The sequence below is a fragment of the Actimicrobium antarcticum genome, from assembly GCF_039536745.1.
Classification (GTDB): Bacteria; Pseudomonadota; Gammaproteobacteria; order Burkholderiales; family Burkholderiaceae_D; genus Actimicrobium; species Actimicrobium antarcticum.
This window is the reverse complement of the sequence record NZ_BAAAZE010000008.1, coordinates 628,922-646,374: the sequence shown is the minus strand read 5'-3', so window position 1 is coordinate 646,374 and position 17,453 is coordinate 628,922. Positions and strand designations below refer to the sequence as shown.

Annotated in this window: 17 protein-coding genes; 8 read left to right on the top strand and 9 right to left on the bottom strand. The window is 59.8% G+C overall.

Going from position 1 to position 17,453, the window contains the following annotated elements; all coding sequences use genetic code 11:
- Nucleotides 1-4: 4 nt before the first annotated feature.
- Genes ABD720_RS10890 through mpl form a run of 3 tightly spaced genes read right to left on the bottom strand, consistent with a single transcriptional unit; the run spans nucleotide 5 to nucleotide 2,582 of the window.
- Nucleotides 5-583 (bottom strand): chorismate--pyruvate lyase family protein, encoded by a 579-nt coding sequence (locus ABD720_RS10890; protein ID WP_344763310.1) that lies wholly within the window; start codon nucleotides 581-583, stop codon nucleotides 5-7.
- Nucleotides 583-1,164 (bottom strand): YqiA/YcfP family alpha/beta fold hydrolase, encoded by a 582-nt coding sequence (locus tag ABD720_RS10885; RefSeq protein WP_344763309.1) that lies wholly within the window; start codon nucleotides 1,162-1,164, stop codon nucleotides 583-585. The genes ABD720_RS10890 and ABD720_RS10885 overlap by 1 nt, the downstream gene beginning before the upstream one ends.
- On the bottom strand, nucleotides 1,161-2,582 hold the full coding sequence (gene mpl / locus ABD720_RS10880) for a UDP-N-acetylmuramate:L-alanyl-gamma-D-glutamyl-meso-diaminopimelate ligase (protein WP_344763308.1): 1,422 nt from the start codon (nucleotides 2,580-2,582) through the stop codon (nucleotides 1,161-1,163). The genes ABD720_RS10885 and mpl overlap by 4 nt, the downstream gene beginning before the upstream one ends.
- A 98-nt stretch (nucleotides 2,583-2,680) precedes the next feature.
- Between mpl and ABD720_RS10875 the strand changes: the two genes are divergently transcribed.
- From ABD720_RS10875 to ABD720_RS10840, 8 genes are all read left to right on the top strand, one after another.
- A complete protein-coding gene (locus tag ABD720_RS10875) occupies nucleotides 2,681-3,280 on the top strand; it encodes a hypothetical protein (protein WP_344763307.1) in 600 nt (199 codons plus the stop codon).
- The gene (locus tag ABD720_RS10870) at nucleotides 3,277-3,798 is read left to right on the top strand and encodes a TlpA disulfide reductase family protein (RefSeq protein ID WP_344763306.1); all 522 of its coding nucleotides are present in this window, start codon (nucleotides 3,277-3,279) and stop codon (nucleotides 3,796-3,798) included. Before ABD720_RS10875 ends, ABD720_RS10870 begins: the two co-directional genes overlap by 4 nt.
- A gap of 85 nt (nucleotides 3,799-3,883) precedes the next feature.
- Nucleotides 3,884-4,321 (top strand): type II 3-dehydroquinate dehydratase, encoded by a 438-nt coding sequence (gene aroQ / locus ABD720_RS10865; protein WP_344763305.1) that lies wholly within the window; start codon nucleotides 3,884-3,886, stop codon nucleotides 4,319-4,321.
- Nucleotides 4,322-4,401: 80 nt separating this feature from the next.
- On the top strand, nucleotides 4,402-4,857 hold the full coding sequence (accB, locus tag ABD720_RS10860; RefSeq protein ID WP_344763304.1) for an acetyl-CoA carboxylase biotin carboxyl carrier protein: 456 nt from the start codon (nucleotides 4,402-4,404) through the stop codon (nucleotides 4,855-4,857).
- Nucleotides 4,858-4,964: 107 nt separating this feature from the next.
- A complete protein-coding gene (gene accC, locus ABD720_RS10855; protein ID WP_344763303.1) occupies nucleotides 4,965-6,350 on the top strand; it encodes an acetyl-CoA carboxylase biotin carboxylase subunit in 1,386 nt (461 codons plus the stop codon).
- 9 nt (nucleotides 6,351-6,359) lie between these two features.
- Nucleotides 6,360-7,283 carry a 50S ribosomal protein L11 methyltransferase gene (gene prmA, locus ABD720_RS10850; protein WP_344763302.1) on the top strand — a complete coding sequence of 308 codons (924 nt, stop codon included), beginning with the start codon at nucleotides 6,360-6,362 and terminating at the stop codon, nucleotides 7,281-7,283.
- A gap of 5 nt (nucleotides 7,284-7,288) precedes the next feature.
- Nucleotides 7,289-8,485 carry a DUF3426 domain-containing protein gene (locus tag ABD720_RS10845; RefSeq protein ID WP_344763301.1) on the top strand — a complete coding sequence of 399 codons (1,197 nt, stop codon included), beginning with the start codon at nucleotides 7,289-7,291 and terminating at the stop codon, nucleotides 8,483-8,485.
- Between the two features lie 42 nt (nucleotides 8,486-8,527).
- A complete protein-coding gene (locus ABD720_RS10840; protein ID WP_344763300.1) occupies nucleotides 8,528-9,460 on the top strand; it encodes a carbohydrate kinase family protein in 933 nt (310 codons plus the stop codon).
- Between the two features lie 574 nt (nucleotides 9,461-10,034).
- Here ABD720_RS10840 and ABD720_RS10835 read toward each other — a convergent pair.
- The 6 genes from ABD720_RS10835 to ABD720_RS10810 all read right to left on the bottom strand — a co-directional run bounded on the left by ABD720_RS10835 (nucleotide 10,035) and on the right by ABD720_RS10810 (nucleotide 17,297).
- Nucleotides 10,035-10,256 carry a hypothetical protein gene (locus ABD720_RS10835; RefSeq protein WP_344763299.1) on the bottom strand — a complete coding sequence of 74 codons (222 nt, stop codon included), beginning with the start codon at nucleotides 10,254-10,256 and terminating at the stop codon, nucleotides 10,035-10,037.
- A 517-nt stretch (nucleotides 10,257-10,773) separates the two neighbouring features.
- Entirely contained in the window at nucleotides 10,774-11,094 is a 321-nt protein-coding gene (locus ABD720_RS10830) for a DUF167 domain-containing protein (protein WP_344763298.1), read from the bottom strand.
- Entirely contained in the window at nucleotides 11,094-11,636 is a 543-nt protein-coding gene (locus ABD720_RS10825; protein ID WP_344763297.1) for a YggT family protein, read from the bottom strand. Before ABD720_RS10825 ends, ABD720_RS10830 begins: the two co-directional genes overlap by 1 nt.
- An 80-nt stretch (nucleotides 11,637-11,716) precedes the next feature.
- Entirely contained in the window at nucleotides 11,717-12,580 is an 864-nt protein-coding gene (locus tag ABD720_RS10820) for a transcriptional regulator (RefSeq protein WP_344763296.1), read from the bottom strand.
- 509 nt (nucleotides 12,581-13,089) lie between these two features.
- Nucleotides 13,090-14,283, bottom strand: a complete 1,194-nt coding sequence (locus tag ABD720_RS10815; RefSeq protein ID WP_344763295.1) for a ribonucleotide-diphosphate reductase subunit beta — start codon at nucleotides 14,281-14,283, stop codon at nucleotides 13,090-13,092.
- 95 nt (nucleotides 14,284-14,378) lie between these two features.
- Complete coding sequence (locus tag ABD720_RS10810) at nucleotides 14,379-17,297, bottom strand: ribonucleoside-diphosphate reductase subunit alpha (RefSeq protein ID WP_344763294.1); 2,919 nt, start codon at nucleotides 17,295-17,297, stop codon at nucleotides 14,379-14,381.
- Nucleotides 17,298-17,453: the final 156 nt, after the last annotated feature.

The window sequence follows — 17,453 nt, the reverse complement described above, 5'->3', positions numbered from 1 at the left end:
GCGGCTAGGTCGTTATTGTGCCATTCCCGACCGCTGACAAGCCAACAATCGTTGGCAAGAAAATTTCGCAGACCAGCAAGATTCCCTGACCGCGCCAGTACAGGCAACGTCGCGCCAGCAGTTCCGGCTGGCCCTGCGGGCCGAGCGTGGCTTCGAGCCGGCGCACCAGCGGATGGCGGCGCGACAGGCGGGCAAACTCCAGTGCGCCACGCCGCACCAGCGGATCGCCGAACAGGGTGCTGCCCAGCGAGCGTTCGCCGAGGCTGCCGAACAGCGGCCAGTCGGCGGCGGTGGCATCGAGCGGCACGCTGGTGTGGGCAAACACGACCGGGCGGCCATCGCACTCCAGCACCACATTGCGCTGCTGGACCAGCAGCCGGCGCGGCAACTGCAATACCTGTTGCTCGTCGACGCCCACCAATCCGCGTGCCTGGCGGATGCGCCGCACCCGGAAGTGCGTGCTGTGCGCGATCAGCCGCGCGGTCAGCGAGCCGGGTTCGGTCAGCCAGCTGCGCAGTGGCACCGACGGATGGACGGCATTGACATGACGCGACCAGTGCGCCGGCGCCTGACTGCGCGGCATCAACGCAGTTCCGCTGCGCGATCGCAAAACGCCAGCACCTCGTCCAGATAATCCGGAAACTCACTGATGCCGTGGTCGCTGCCGCTGATCACATGCTGCTGCGCGCCCGGATAGTGTTCGACCATCTGGCGCCAGTCGAGCACCTCGTCACCGGTCGCGGCCAGCAACAGGTAGCGCGATGGTCGCGTGATGCACTCGACCGCCAGCGCTGCCAGCTCGTCGATGTACTCGGGCTTGAAGTCGAATGGCTCGTCGGAATGAAACTGGGTGGTGCTACCGATGTATTTTTTCAGGTCATGCAGTGGCGTGACAGCAGGGTTCAGCAGCACGGCACGGCAGCCAATCTGTTCGGCCAGCCAGGTCGCATAAAAGCCGCCCAGCGACGAGCCGATCACGGTCAGATCGACCGGGTCGACGCCGGCCACCAGTTGTTGTGCCAGTGCGATCGCGGCACGGGGCGAGGCCGGCAATTGCGGGCAAATCAGTTCGGCGGCGCGACCCAGCGTCTGCAGGTGCTGTGCCAGCACGCGCGCCTTGAAGGATTGCGGCGAGGAGCGGAAGCCGTGCAGGTAGAGAATCATCCTGCGGCTGCAGTGTGGATCGCGGTCGACTTCACGGCCAGCGCATCGAGGATTTTCTGGTGGACGCCACCGAAGCCGCCGTTACTCATTACCAGAATCTGATCGCCGGGTCGGGCGACACTGACAATGGCCTGCACCAGTGCCGGCAAGTCGTCAAATGCCTGTGCCTTGTTACCCAGCGGTGCGAGCGCTTCGGCCAGGTTCCAGCCGAGTGCGTTTTTGCCATCGCCTTTGGCGCCGTAACCGAACACCAGGTCAGCCTCGGCCAGGCTGCCCGGCAGCGCACTTTTCATGGTGCCGAGTTTCATGGTGTTCGAACGCGGCTCCAGCACCGCCAGGATGCGCGCACTGCCAACCTGCTGACGCAAGCCGGCGACCGTGGTGGCGATGGCGGTCGGGTGATGCGCAAAATCGTCGATCACCTTGATCGCATTGACTTCGCCGCGCAGCTCCATGCGTCGCCGCACATTCTGGAATGACCCGAGCGAGACGATCGCCTGCGCGATCGTCACGCCGACATGGCGCGCTGCCGCGATTGCCGCCAGCGCATTCATGCGGTTGTGTTCACCGCTGAGCGACCAGTCAACCGTGCCTTGCGGCTGGCCATTGAAGAACACCGTAAAACTGCCGTCGGCGTGGTCATCGAGCCGCCAGCCGGCCTCATCGCCGCCAGTCTGGACACCGAACCATTCCAGCTCGCTCCAGCAACCCCGATCGATCACCGCGTGCAGCGCCGCTTCACGCTGGTTCACCAGCAGGCGGCCGATGCGCGGCACCGTACGGACCAGATGATGGAACTGGGTTTCGATCGCCGCCAGATCGGGAAAGATATCAGCGTGGTCGTATTCGAGATTATTCAGGATCACGGTGCGCGCCCGGTAATGCACGAACTTGCTGCGCTTGTCAAAGAACGCGGTGTCGTATTCATCGGCCTCGATCACGAAGAACGCCGATTCGCCGTCCGCGCCCGCCAGCCGGGCCGAAATGCCGAAATTCAGCGGCACGCCACCGATCAGGAAGCCCGGCTGGTAACCGGCATCGTCCAGTATCCAGGCCAGCATCGAGGCGGTCGTGGTCTTGCCATGCGTGCCGGCCACTGCCAGTACCCAGCGGTCCTTGAGGATGTGCTCGCCGATCCATTGCGGCCCCGAGGTGTACGGCAAACCGCGGTCGAGGATGGCTTCCATCAACGGATTGCCGCGGGTGACCACATTGCCGACGACGAACAGGTCCGGCTCCAGCGCGATCTGCTCGGGGCCGAAGCCTTCGATCAGTTCGATGCCCTGTTCCTGCAATTGGGTACTCATCGGCGGATAGACATTGGCGTCGCAGCCTGTGACGCGATGGCCGGCCTGACGTGCGAGAACGGCCAGACCGCCCATGAATGTGCCGCAAATGCCGAGTATATGAATGTGCATGGAGTGTGAACAAGTTTCAACAAATTGGAATGCCCTGATTTTACCCGACGCTCCGGTGCACAGACCGGCTTGCCGAACGGCAGGTTATGATTCGCAACATGAATTCCAGCCACCCTTCCGATACCGACTTGCTGCGCGCCGAAATCGCCGCTGCAGCGGCCCGCATGATCGCCGAAGATGGCGCCGATTTTGGGACTGCCAAGCGCAAGGCTGCCAAACAATTCCTCGGCAACAGCAAGCCACGCGGCGACGTGTTGCCGGACAATGCCGAAATCGAAGCTGAAGTGCGCCTGTATAACGCACTGTTTTTTGGCGACACGCAACCGGCACGGCTATTGCACCTGCGCACACTGGCGTTGCAGCTGATGACCGAACTGGCGCAGTTTTCCCCGTATCTGGTCGGCGCGGTACTCAATGGCACGGCCGGTAATCACTCCGATATCCACCTGCATCTGTTCGCCGAAAGCCCGAAAGATGTCGAAATTTATCTGTTGAACAAGGACGTGCAGTTCGAGGTCTCCGAAGGTCCGCGCCAGAAACCCGGTGGTGACCCGGTCGAAGTCGTCAGTTTCATGTGGCGCGACGAAGGTGTCCATTTGTCCCTGCTGGCGCTCGATGACCAGCGTGGCAGCAGCGGCAAAATCGAGCGTGCCGATCCCAATGCGCTGCGGCGCCTGATTGAAAGTACCCCCTCATGAAACGTTCGACCTGGCTCATCGTGCTGGTAGCACTCCTGTTTGCCGCTGGCGGCGCCTGGTTCGGCCTGCATCGACTGGCGCCGACCGCGCCTGCGGCAGTTGCCGTCACCACGCTATTCGGGCAATCGCTGCCGGACATGAAAGAACAGCCACAGGCTTTGGCACAATGGCGCGGCAAATTGTTGCTGGTGAATTTCTGGGCGACCTGGTGCGCGCCCTGTGTCGAAGAAATGCCGGAGCTGTCGGCCCTGCAATCGGATGCAGGCAACAACGGTCTGCAGATTATCGGCATCGGCATCGATTCCCCTGCCAACTTGCGTGAATTTTCCATCAAACATCCGGTCAGCTATCCGTTGTATGCCGGTGGAATGGGTGGTAGCGAACTAACCCGGCAGTTCGGCAATCAGGCCGGCGGGTTGCCATTTTCGGTGCTGATCAGCGCCGATGGTCAGGTTCGCAAGACCTATCTCGGTCGTCTGAAGATGGACGAACTCCGGCGCGACATCTCTGCGAAGTAACTGTCACTGTGGGGTTTTCCTTGCCACCCGCAGTCATTTCGCGGCAAAATGCGGCGATCGTCGTCAAACGGAGTGACAAATTTCGATGGCCCTGAAACTTCTGCTGATCAATGGTCCCAACCTGAACCTGCTCGGAACGCGCGAGCCCGCCATCTATGGCGTCCAGACGCTGGCCGATGTCGAGCTAGCGGCCGCCAAACAGGCCGAGGCTGCCGGTGCTGCTCTGGTGTCTTTCCAGAGCAACCACGAAGGTGCATTGATCGACCGTATTCATGTTGCCAGAACCGAAGGAATCGACGCCATCATCATTAATCCGGGCGGACTGACACATACCAGCGTGGCACTACGCGATGCGCTGGCAGGCGTTGCGATTCCGTTTATCGAAGTACATATCTCGAATATTCATCAGAGAGAAGCGTTCCGCCATCACTCTTACCTTGCCGGCATTGCCGCGGGCGTGATTTGCGGGCTCGGCATCAGCGGCTATCGCGCTGCTATCGACTACGCGCTCACCTCTTTGTAAATCCATCATTCGCTGGCAATCCAGGCACGACGCCAGCGCCCACTTATTTTTCAAAAAACAACTATTGCAAGGGGTTTCACATGGACTTACGAAAGCTCAAGACACTGATCGACCTGGTGGCCGAATCAGACATCGCTGAACTGGAAGTCACTGAAGGTGAAAGCAAGGTCCGCATCGTCAAGACACCGGCGGCATCCCATGGCCAGATGATGATGATGCAACCACAGCAAGCCATGATGCAATCCGCGCCCGCCGCTGCGACCCCGGCCGTCCCGGTTGCGCCAGTGGTCGACGAGCCGGTTGGCCACGTCGTCAAGTCGCCGATGGTCGGCACCTTCTACCGCTCGTCAGCACCTGGCACGCCGGCCTACGTCGAAGTCGGTGCGCTCGTCAAGGAAGGCGACACGCTGTGCATCATCGAAGCCATGAAACTATTGAATGAAATCGATACCGATGTGGGCGGCGTCGTCACCCACATCCTGGTCGAAAATGGCCAGCCGGTAGAATTCGGTCAACCGCTGTTCGTGGTCGCCTGACATCGATATCAGGCCTTGCCTGTCGGCGCCAATCGGTGCCGCGGTTCGCCCGGCATCTGCGCATTCCCAACTTACTCAAGACCGACACCTGACGGACACCCGACGCCATGTTTGAAAAAATCCTCATTGCCAACCGCGGCGAAATTGCGTTGCGCATCCAGCGCGCCTGCCGCGAAATGAACATCAAGACCGTGGTCGTGCATTCAGAAGCCGACCGCGATGCCAAGTACGTCAAGCTGGCGGACGAGTCCGTCTGTATCGGACCCGCGCCCTCGACGTTGAGCTACCTGAACATGCCCGCCATCATCAGCGCGGCCGAAGTCACCGACGCCGAAGCGATCCACCCGGGCTACGGCTTCCTGTCCGAAAATGCCGACTTCGCCGAACGCGTTGAGCAATCCGGCTTTGTGTTCATTGGCCCGCGTTCCGAATCGATCCGCCTGATGGGCGACAAGGTCTCGGCCAAGCAGGCCATGATCCGCGCCGGCGTGCCCTGCGTGCCGGGCTCCGAAGGGGCATTGCCGGACGATCCGAAGATCATCATCCAGACCGCCCGCAAGGTCGGCTATCCGGTCATCATCAAGGCCGCCGGCGGTGGTGGCGGACGCGGCATGCGCGTGGTGCATACCGAAGCGGCACTACTCAATGCGGTCACCATGACCAAGACCGAAGCCGGGACTGCCTTTGGCAATCCCGAGGTCTACATGGAAAAGTACCTGGAGAATCCGCGCCACGTCGAAATCCAGATTCTGGCCGACGAATTCAAGAATGCGATCTGGCTGGGCGAGCGTGATTGCTCGATGCAGCGCCGCCACCAGAAAGTCATCGAGGAAGCGCCGGCCGTCGGCATCCCGCGCAAGATCATCGAACGCATCGGTGACCGCTGTGCCGACGCCTGCCGCAAGATGGGCTACCGCGGCGCCGGCACCTTCGAATTCCTGTACGAAAACGGCGAGTTTTATTTCATCGAAATGAACACCCGCGTGCAGGTCGAACATCCGGTGACAGAAATGATCACCGGCATCGACATCGTGCAGGAACAGATCCGCATCGCCGCCGGCGAAAAGCTGCGCTACCGCCAGCGTGATGTCGAGCTCAAGGGGCACGCGATCGAGTGCCGCATCAATGCCGAAGACCCGTTCAAGTTCACCCCATCGCCGGGCCGCATCGTGTCCTGGCATGCGCCGGGTGGTCCGGGCATCCGGGTCGATTCGCATGCGTATGCCGGCTATTACGTGCCGCCGCATTACGATTCGATGATCGGCAAAGTCATCGCCTATGGCGCCACGCGTGAGCAGGCCATCAAGCGCATGCAGATCGCCTTGTCAGAAATGGTGGTTGAAGGCATCCTGACCAATATTCCGCTGCACCGCGAGCTGATGGTCGATGCACGCTTCATTGAAGGCGGCACCAACATCCATTATCTGGAACAGAAGCTGGCCAACAAGCCGGATTTGCCGAAGAACTCGAAGCTCGACATCCTCATCAAGTAAAGCGAAACCATGAGCTGGACCGAAATCGTGATTGAAGTGCCCCGCAACCATGCCGAGAGCCTGTCGGATGCGTTGATGGAGGCCGGCGCCCTGTCGGTTTCGGTCGAAGACGCCGATGAAGGCACGGCGGCGGAACAGCCGTTATTTGGCGAACCCGGCATGGAACCGGAACAGGCCGCGTGGGAACGCAGCCGCGTGGTGGCACTGACCGAGACGACGATCGATGCGGAGGCGCTGATTGCCGAAGCCATCGGCATCGCCGGATTGCCGCTGGCACCCGACGCGCTACCGTTCAGTTTGCGCACTGTCGAGGAACAGGATTGGGTGCGTCTGACCCAGTCCCAGTTTGCACCGATCCATATTGGTAAACATATCTGGGTCGTGCCCAGCTGGCACGATGCCCCCGACCCGGACGGCCTGATCCTGGAGCTCGATCCGGGTCTGGCATTCGGCACCGGCAGCCATCCGACCACGCGTCTGTGCATGGAATGGCTGGAAGCGAACGCACCGCAACAGAACACGGTGCTGGACTATGGCTGTGGCTCCGGGATTCTGGCGCTGGTCGCAAAGAAGCTCGGCGCGCGTGACGTCATCGGTGTCGACATCGATCCGCAAGCGATCGAATCGGCCCGTTTCAACAGCGAGCGTAATGATTGCGAGATTGCGTATTTTCTGCCGGATGAATTCCATCGCGACAACGACAAGCAAGTCTTCGACATCGTGGTCGCCAATATCCTGTCCGGCCCGCTGAAAGTGCTGGCACCGATGTTGTGTGCGCGCCTTGCTGCGGACGGTGCACTGGTTCTGTCGGGCGTGCTAGCCACGCAGGCAGAGGAAGTCATCGCCGCTTACGCGCCGTTCCTCGTCCTGTCGGTCTGGGCCGAGCGCGAAGGCTGGGTGGCGCTGTCAGGCAAGCTGGTCTCGACGACCTGACGGCAATGGCGCTCGCGACGCAGTGCCCACACTGTCAGACGACATTTCGCGTCGCGCATGACCAGCTCAAGCTGCGCGCCGGACTGGTCCGCTGCGGCGCCTGCAAACAGATTTTTAATGGCATCGAACATTTGCTGCGGCCCGCAGCCAGCGCCGCGGTAGCACGAGAAACAACGGTCGCTGCACTGGCGCTACCCCTGACGCAGCAAGACACGTCAGGGCAAGCCGCCGGCAATCTGGCAGCTCCGATCATCCAACCGGCCACAGCGACGCCAGCAGCGCCCCCCAGAGCCGCAGATGCGGATGATTTTTACCCGGCGTTCGACGAGATGGACCCCGGTGCTCCCAAGCATCCCGTGGCGTCGTCCAAACCCGGCATGGCGCCACTGGTGGACTCGCCGCCGGTGCCTCTGGACAGTACCGACCCGCTACAGCGCATGACGCTGATGCACTTTTCGTACGACGACGACGCGCCGGACGAGGCACCGATACCACCGGCAGCCGGGCAGGACTTCGTGATTCCGCTGAAAGCGCCCTCCAAACCAGCACCCGAAGACACGGCACCGGACGAAATCGACCAGGCCCTCGACAAGTTGCAACGCCAGCCCTGGCGCTCCACCCGTGCCAACGCAGATGCCAGCGACAACGATGCAACCGGTTACGACACGGTCGCGGACGAACCCAGCTTTGTCACGCATGGCCGCCAGCGCAAGCATCTGGGGCGCAACCTGCGTGCTTGGTTGATCGCGTGCTGCGTACTGCTGGCGCTCAGCGCGCTGGTGCAGACGCTGTTTGTATTTCGCAACCAGATCGCGGCACGGCTGCTTGCCACCAAACCCGTGCTGGTGCGGCTGTGCTCGGTCTCGGGCTGCAGCATCGACCTGCTCGCGCAGGCCAGTGCGGTGTCGATCGAATCGAATGAACTGGTTGCAATCGATCCGGCCAAAAATCGCTACGCGCTCACTGTCCTGCTGCTCAATAACAGCGACTTGCCGCAACGCTGGCCATCGATCGAGCTGACGCTGCTGGATGCCAGCGACCGCCCGGTGCTGCGTCGCGTATTCAGCGCCGGCGAGTATCTGCAACCGGCACCCGATATCAGCAGCGGCTTTGGCCCGAAGTCCGAACGCACTGCCAAGGTCGCCTTTGAGCTGCAGCAAGAAAAGGTCTCGAATTACCGCGTCTATTTGTTCTACCCCTGATTGCGCGAGTGCGCGCCCTCTCAACTTTTTTCCGGATCTTTCATGACATCTCTGATTTGCGGCTCGGTAGCGTATGACACCATCATGTCATTCGAAGGACGATTTGCCGAAGCATTGCTGGCGGACCAGCTGCACAAGATCAACGTGGCGTTTCTGGTACCGGCCATGCGCCGGGAGTTCGGCGGCTGCGCCGGCAATATCGCCTACAACCTGAAACTGCTGGGCGGCGATCCGCTCATCATGGCGACCATCGGCCAGGATGGCGGACCGTATCTGGAGCGCCTTGCACGGCAAGGCATTTCGGCGCGCTGCATCCGCGGCATCGACGATGCGTACACCGCCCAGGCGTTCATCACCACCGATGGCGACAGCAACCAGATCACCGCATTCCATCCGGGTGCCATGACCCTGTCGCACATGAACCGGGTCGCTGACGCCGGCGCAGTCGAGATCGCCATCGTCGCCCCGGACGGCCGCGACGGCATGCTGCAGCACGCCAACGATTGCGTGGCACTAGAGATACCGTTCATTTTCGATCCTGGCCAGGGTTTGCCGATGTTCAATGGCGCCGAACTGCGCGCCTTCATCGACCTGGCCAGCTATGTCGCGGTTAATGATTACGAGGCAGCACTGTTGACCGAACGCACTGGACTGACCTTTGCCCAGATTGCCGACCGGGTGGGCGCGCTGATCGTGACACGCGGTGAGAACGGTGCAGAAATTCATACAGGTGGCGAGTGCCTGATCATCCCGCCCGTACCGGTGGACGACATCATCGATCCGACCGGCTGCGGCGACGCCTTCCGCGCCGGCATGCTGTATGGCCTCACGCATGATCTCGACTGGCCGACCATCGGCCGGTTGTCTAGCCTGATGGGATCGATCAAGATTGCGCATCAGGGGGGACAAAACCATGCGCCGTCACGCAGCGAGATCGAGGAACGCTTCATGGCGGCGTTCGGGTATCGGTTTTAGGGCGATTTCTAGGGGACGCTGCATGCCAGCGGTTGCGGCTTCCGGGCCGCCTCGGGCTTGTTCATGACGCAGCCCACAACGTCCCGTTTCGTAGGTTGGGCGGCGAAACCCAACATGCGTCAAATTACGGTACGGCGATAGGTAGATGCAACGGATTACGCTTGGTCACGACGCGACACAAACCGCGTAAATACCAACGACCGCATAGGGAGATTGACGCATGTTGGACTTTGCAGCCCAACCTACGAGCTGAAAGTCGCAACATGCGGTTAGCTTTCTTTGCGGTTAGCTTTCTTTGCGGTTTGCGGTTTGCGGTTTGCGGTTTGCGGTTTGCGGCCTGCGGTAGCTAAAACGGGTTGCGCTCCGTTGATGCAAGCCGGGTGCGGCCCGGCAGCCGGTCACTTCTTTTTGCTTCGCCAAAAAGCAGTAACCAAGAAAAAGGCGACCGCTAGACCGCTGCCCTGCGGGTTCCCAAAAACCGGGTACGGCAAGAGGGAGGCCCGCAAACTCGCTGCGCTCAGACAGTGCGGGCCTCTTATCCTCTTGCCGTACCCGGTTTTTGGCAGCGATCTTTTTATGCGGAATTCAAGGTCAAAACCAAGCCAAGCCTTGGTAATTGATTGATGGTCAGGCTCGCTTTGCGCGAGAAAACTTCCTCGTCGTGATCGACATCGACTTCCAAACCAACGTCGAAACCAACTTCAAAATCAACGTCAAAACCAACGTCAAAACCAACGTCAAAACCAACATCAAAATCAACGTCAAAACCAAAACCTACAAGGCTTTTACAAGCCATCTTTCTCGCGCAAAGCGAGCCCGACCATCAATCAATCATCAAGGCTGGGCTTGGTCTTGACGTTGAATTCCGCATAAAAGGCCGCTGCCAAATACCGTGTCCGGGCAGGGGATAAGAGGGCCGCACTGTCTGAGCGTAGCGAGTTTGCGGCCCTCCCCCTGACCGGGCACGGTATTTGGGAACCCGCAGGGCAGCGGTCTAGCGGTCGCCTTTTTCTTGGTTACTTCATTTTGGCGAAGCAAAAAGAAGTGACCGGCTGCCGGGCCGCACCCGGCTTGATCGCGACGGAGCGCAACCCGTTTTAGCTACCGACGACCGCGCGCAGTGGCGACCCGCAAAGCAACCTGACGCATGTTGGGCTTCGCAGCCCAACCTACGACCCAAAGCCGCAACGCCGCCGCGCAAAGAACCGGCTGCCGGGCCGCACCCGGCTTGCATCAACGGAGCAACAACCGTTTTATCTACCGCAGACCGCGCGTCGTGGCGACCCGCAACGCAACCTGATGCCGGGCCGCCGTCACCCTAACGGTAACGGCAGCAGCAACCGCACCACCCCATCGACAGTCAGCGCCGCGCTGCTCACCATCAGCAGCTTGCGCTTGCTGGTCAAGCCATGCGTGACTTTCACGGCGCTACGCGGCACATCCAGTTGCCCGGCAATGAAGCGCACCAGCGCCTCATTGGCCTTGCCCTCGATCGGTTGCGCGTGCAACCTGATTTTCAGCATCGCCTCGGCCTCGCCGACCACTTCGGTTTTTTTGGCATTCGCCGCGACCTGCACCGCCAGCCTGACACCATCGGCGTGCAGGCTGCACCAGCCAGCTGGTCGTTGCGTCATCAGGCCAGCGCGCCACCCAGAGAGCGCAACAATTGCATCGCAATCTGCAGCGCCAGCAGTGCCACCAGCGGACTCAGGTCGATGTTACCAATCATCGGTACGATGCGACGCAATGGGCGCAGTAGCGGGTCCGACAGGGATGCAATAAACGGCGCCAGCGGTGCCTGCGGATTGACCCAGCTGAACACCGCGCTGATCAGGATCATCCCCATGAAGCCATACAGTATCCACTGGCCGATATGCATCAGCGCCAACAGCAGGATCAGTTCCGGCGCGAAGCCTGCTACCAGCGCCACGTCGATGGCACTCGCCAGCAACGCCACCAGGATTGCACCAACCAGACTCGACCAGTCATAGCCGCCCAGTCCGGGAAGCACCCGCCGCAACGGCAATACCAGCCAGTCGGTCAATTGAAAAATGAATTGCGCCACCGAATTGGGTGGCCTCACGCGGATTGCCTGCATCCAGAAACGCAGCAATAACATCCCTGCCAGCATGCCAGTTATGGCGTCGATGATCAGCGTGAAAATACTAGTGAGCACGAAGCGTTCTCCCAAAAAAAAGCCGTTACCTGGCAACCGCCGGGCAACGGACATTGTGCCTGAACTCCGTCAGGCGAAAATTACGACGGCCGTGGACCGGTTGGAAACGGCCATGCAGATGCCGGATTCAGAACGGTCTTGACAGCCGGAGCGGCCGCTGCGGGAGCCGCTGGTTTTTTAGGCGCAGCAGCTTTCTTTGGTGCTGCAGCAACCGGCGCGACGACGGCTTTTTTAGGCGCAGCGGCTGGCTTGGCGGCTACCTTGGCGACTGGCTTGGCAGCGGCTTTGGCAACTGGCTTCGCAGCTGGTTTCGCAGCGGCCTTGACAGCGGGTTTGGCGGCGACTTTTGCTGCCGGTTTGGCTGCTGCTTTAACCACTGGCTTGGCGGCAACCTTGGCAGCGGGCTTTGCAGCGGCCTTGGCAACTGGCTTCGCAGCAGCTTTGGCGGCTGGCTTGGCAACAGCTTTGGCAGCTGGTTTTGCGACCGCCTTTGCAGCTGGTTTGGCAACGGCTTTGGCAACCGGTTTCGCGGCTGCTTTTGCTGCTGGCTTGGCTGCTTTGGCGACTGCCTTGACAGCCACTTTCGCGGCTGGCTTGGCGGCTGCTTTCTTGGCGACCGGCTTTGCAGCGACTGCCTTTTTAGCGACTGGCTTGGCAGCTGCTTTTTTCGCTGCAGGCTTGGCGACAGCGACAACTGCTTTTTTCGCCACTGCTGTTGCTGCTGCTTTTTTCGCGACCGGCTTCTTCACTTCGGCGACTTTTTTGGCGGCTGGTTTTGCAGCTGCTTTTTTGACGTCCGCTTTTTTCTCGGCCACGACTTTCTTGGCGACCGGTTTAGCGGCTGCTTTTTTGGCCTCGACTTTTGGCGCCGCTACGGCTTTCTTGGCCGGCGCAGCTTTCTTTGCAGCAGGCTTCGCTGCGGCTTTTTTTGTTGCTGTTGCCATTTTGTTTCTCCTTCACGTGATGGAAAAATACACTCTTAGACTGAAACCCGACCGCACCATCGCAATGGCCCGGTCGGATTATTCATCGGCGCAAGCAGTGTCTGTTTGCGCTAGTGAATCTGGCACCAGCTGAACTGCTGCATCTCCTCACTGATGCAGCACTTCAGCCATTTGACTGGAGCGCCCGGTTGCCCTCTCGCTACCTGAAGATCCTGCCACCCGGAAGTGGCAGCAGAACGATCTTTACAGCCAAAAAAAACGCCGGCGATTACGCCAGCGTCGGAATAGTAGTTACTGCATGTTCACGGTATTTCAGGAAACAGGTCGTCGTGACCGGACTGGCCAGGCTAGGCATCAGCATTACTGAGTATCTCGGTCGACGTTGACTGTCCATTGAATTTGGGTGTCGCCTTTCTTTCTTGCGGAGGCACAATCCTGACATGTTGCTCACTCTCTTGTGCCTGCTTGAGCCTGCGTTGAAGAGCTCAATTCCGCAGCGGTTTCATCACTCACTCCCAGTTAAGGGCACCACCTGTTTGATACTCGATGACCCGCGTTTCGAAAAAGTTGCGTTCCTTTTTCAGGTCGATCATTTCGCTCATCCAGGGAAACGGATTTTCTTCATTATCGAACAGCGCTTCGAGCCCGATTTGCTGCGCCCGACGGTTGGCAATAAATCGCAAATACCCTTTGAACATCGGCGCGTTCAACCCTAGCACACCACGCGGCATTGTATCCTCTGCGTAACGATATTCCAACTCAACTGCAGTGAAAAACAACGCTTTGATTTCGTCACGGAATTCCGGTGTCCAGAGGTGCGGATTTTCCATCTTGATCGTGTTCACCAGATCGATTCCGAAGTTACAGTGCATCGATTCGTCACGCAAAATATATTGATACTGTTCGGCCGCGCCGACCATTTTATTTTGCCGCCCGAGCGCCAGGATCTGGGCAAAACCCACGTAGAAAAACAGTCCTTCCATCAGGCAGGAAAACACGATCAGCGACTTCAGCAATTTCTGGTCATTGATTGTCGTGCCGGTCGTGAACAGCGGGTCGGTCAGTGCATCGATGAACGGGATCAGGAACTCGTCCTTGTCGCGGATCGATTTGACTTCATGATAGGCATTGAAAATTTCTGCCTCGTCCAGACCCAGCGACTCGGTGATGTACTGGTAGGCGTGCGTGTGGATGGCTTCTTCAAACGCCTGGCGCAACAGGTATTGACGGCATTCCGGCGCGGTGATGTGGCGATACGTGCCGAGCACGATATTGTTGGCCGCCAGCGAATCGGCGGTGACAAAAAAACCCAGGTTGCGCTTGACCAGGCGGCGCTCGTCATCGGTCAGGCCGTTCGGGCTTTTCCAGAGTTCGATATCGCGCTGCATGTTGATCTCTTGCGGCATCCAGTGATTGGCGCAACCGGCCAGATATTTGTCCCATGCCCATTTGTACTTGAAGGGCACCAGCTGGTTGACGTCGGTATTGCCGTTGATGATGCGCTTGTCGGCGGCATTCATGCGACGGGCCTTGTCCACCTGCGGTGCAGGCTGCGCGACCAGCGCCGGGTCCGGCGCGACATCGGCGGCGACCGGGTGCAGCGCGGTCACCGATGCAGCCGGAGCGGCCGGAGCGATCGCATCAAAAGCCGGTTTGGCGGCAGGGGCTACTGCAGGAGCGACTTCATCATCCCAACTCAACATAATCATTTTCCTTTTTCAGATTCAGTTCACTGAACATTGATTGCACGCGCGCCGCCCATTGCATCTTCGCGATGATGCGGCAATGGTTATCCAACTTATTGACACGCCTCACACTCTTCGAAACCGTCATCGCCGGGGCGCAGCATGCAGGCCGGTCCGGCCAGTTCATCCGTTGCTGCACCGGCTGTGGTGTAGGCGCTGAGTGCCACACCACTACTGACACCATCAGCCGACACGGCGTTCAATGAACCGGTTTTCGAGGTCGATTTTTCGGTATGCGTGGCGCCTATCGTGCGCAGGTAATACGTGGTTTTCAGACCGCGCAACCAGGCCAGCTTGTAGGTTTCGTCGAGCTTCTTGCCGGACGCACCCGCCATGTAGATATTGAGCGACTGCGCCTGGTCGATCCACTTCTGCCGGCGTGACGCGGCTTCCACCAGCCACGACGGTTCGATTTCAAATGCCGTCGCATAGATCGCACGCAGCTCTTGTGGCACGCGATCGATCCGGGCCAGGCTACCGTCGAAATACTTCAGGTCCGAGATCATGACTTCGTCCCACAGGTCACGCGCTTTCAGGTCGCGTACCAGGTACTCGTTAATCTCGGTGAATTCACCGGACAGGTTCGATTTCACGTACAGGTTCTGGTAGGTCGGTTCGATGCACGCTGCCACGCCGATGATGTTGGAAATCGTCGCCGTCGGCGCAATCGCCACGCAGTTCGAATTGCGCATGCCGAACTTGCGGATGCGCGCGCGCAGCGGTGCCCAGTCCATCGATTCGGACTGGTCGGTTTCCAGATAGCCACCGCGTTCCTCCATCAGGAGTTTCAGCGAATCCTGCGGCAGGATTCCGCGATCCCACAACGAGCCTTTGTACGAGCTGTAGTGGCCGCGCTCTTCGGCCAGTTCGGTCGAGGCGGTGTACGCGTAATAGCAGACCGCTTCCATCGAGGTATCGGCGAACGCGATGGCTGCGGTCGAGGCATACGGGATGCGCATCATGTGCAGACAATCCTGGAACCCCATGATGCCCAGACCGACCGGACGATGGCGCATGTTGGCATCGCGCGCTTTCTGGACTGCGTAGTAATTGATGTCGATCACGTTGTCCAGCATGCGCATCGCGATGCGGATCGTCTTTTGCAATTTGAAGTGATCGAGTTTGCCGTCTTTCATGTGCGCCGGCAGGTTGACCGAGCCAAGGTTGCAGACCGCGATTTCGGACGCGTTGGTGTTCAACGTGATTTCGGTACACAGGTTCGAGCTGTGCACCACGCCGACGTGCTGCTGCGGCGAACGGATGTTGCACGGGTCCTTGAACGTAATCCACGGATGGCCGGTTTCAAACAGCATCGACAGCATCTTGCGCCACAGATCGAGCGCTTCGACTTTCTTGAACAGGCGCATCTCACCGCTGGCTGCGCGGGCTTCGTAACCGGTATAGGCAGCCTCGAAAGCACGGCCAACTTTGTCATGCAGATCGGGCACGTCACTCGGCGAAAACAAGGTCCAGGAACCCTTTTCCATCACGCGCTTCATGAACAGATCGGGAATCCAGTTGGCCGTATTCATGTCATGGGTGCGGCGGCGGTCATCGCCGGTGTTCTTGCGCAGGTCGAGGAATTCCTCGATGTCCATGTGCCAGGTTTCGAGGTAAGCGCAGACCGCGCCTTTGCGCTTGCCGCCCTGGTTCACCGCGACGGCCGTGTCGTTGACCACTTTCAGAAATGGCACCACGCCCTGCGACTTGCCGTTGGTTCCCTTGATGTGGGCACCGAGCGCGCGCACCGGGGTCCAGTCATTGCCCAGACCGCCGGCGTACTTGGCCAGCAGTGCGTTTTCCTTGATCGCGTCGTAGATGCCTTCGAGGTCGTCCGACACCGTGGTCAGGTAGCACGATGACAGTTGCGAACGCAGCGTGCCCGAGTTGAACAGGGTCGGTGTCGAGCTCATGAAATCGAAACTCGACAACAGGTTGTAGAACTCGATGGCCCGCTCTTCGCGGTTGGCTTCTTCCAGTGCCAGACCCATCGCCACGCGCATGTAGAACGCCTGTGGCATTTCGATGCGGGTCTCGCGGATGTGCAGGAAGTAGCGGTCATACAGCGTCTGCAAACCGATGTAACCGAACTGCAGGTCGCGGTCCGTGACCAGCGCACTGGCAAGCCGGGTCAGGTCGAATTCAGCCAGCTTGGGATCGAGCAGTTCGGCGGCGATGCCCTTGTGGATAAATTGCGGAAAGTATTCCAGATAATGCGTCTGCGCATCAGCCTGAGCGACTTCCTTGCCAAAGACTTCCTTGCGGATCGTGTGCATCAGGATGCGGGCGGTCACGGTGGTGTAAGCCGGGTCTTTTTCCATCAGGGCGCGGGCGGCCAGGATGGCGGACTTGTGCAGTTCTTCGACCGGGACACCGTCATACAGATTCTTGACGGTCTCGGCCAGAATCGCCTCGGCGTCGACATGCTTTTCCAGGCCGAGGCACGCTGCATTGATCAGATTGCGTACTTCCTGCATGTCGAGCAAGCGGCGCTGACCGTCTTCGGTCACGTGCAATTGCACCGACGCGGCAGCCGGACGACCGGCTTGCAGCAGTGCGCGCTCTTCCATCCGCTTGGCGCGATACAGCACGTAAGCGCGCGCGACGTCATGTTCGCCCGAACGCATCAGCGCCAGTTCAACCTGATCCTGAATATCTTCGATGTGGAAAGTGCCGCCGGCCGGTTGGCGTCGCACCAGCGCAGCGACAACGTTCGCGGTCAGTTGCTCGACCAGTTCACGTACGCGTGCTGACGCGGCGCCCTGTCCGCCGTTGACTGCCAGGAACGCCTTGGTCACTGCAATCGCGATTTTCGATGGCTCGAAACCGACCACGGCGCCATTGCGGCGCAGGATGCGGTACTCGCCCAGCGCGGTCGACTGACCGGGTGCCGTCGGCGCATTGGCGGCCTGACCGCTGCTGGCAGTAAATTCGAAATTGGCTTTGGTGGAGCTATTTGCAGAAGATTGCATACGGTACCTTTTAGAGTGAATCCCGGCGACTGGCTGACGCTCGCCGGGAGCTGGCAGGCCGTGTCGACGACGACGACCTGCGGAGTTTTCTGGTCACTGCACGGCGCAACGCCCGCAGCGGATTTTCTTTTTGATGAGGCCGGTCCGCAGCCTCTG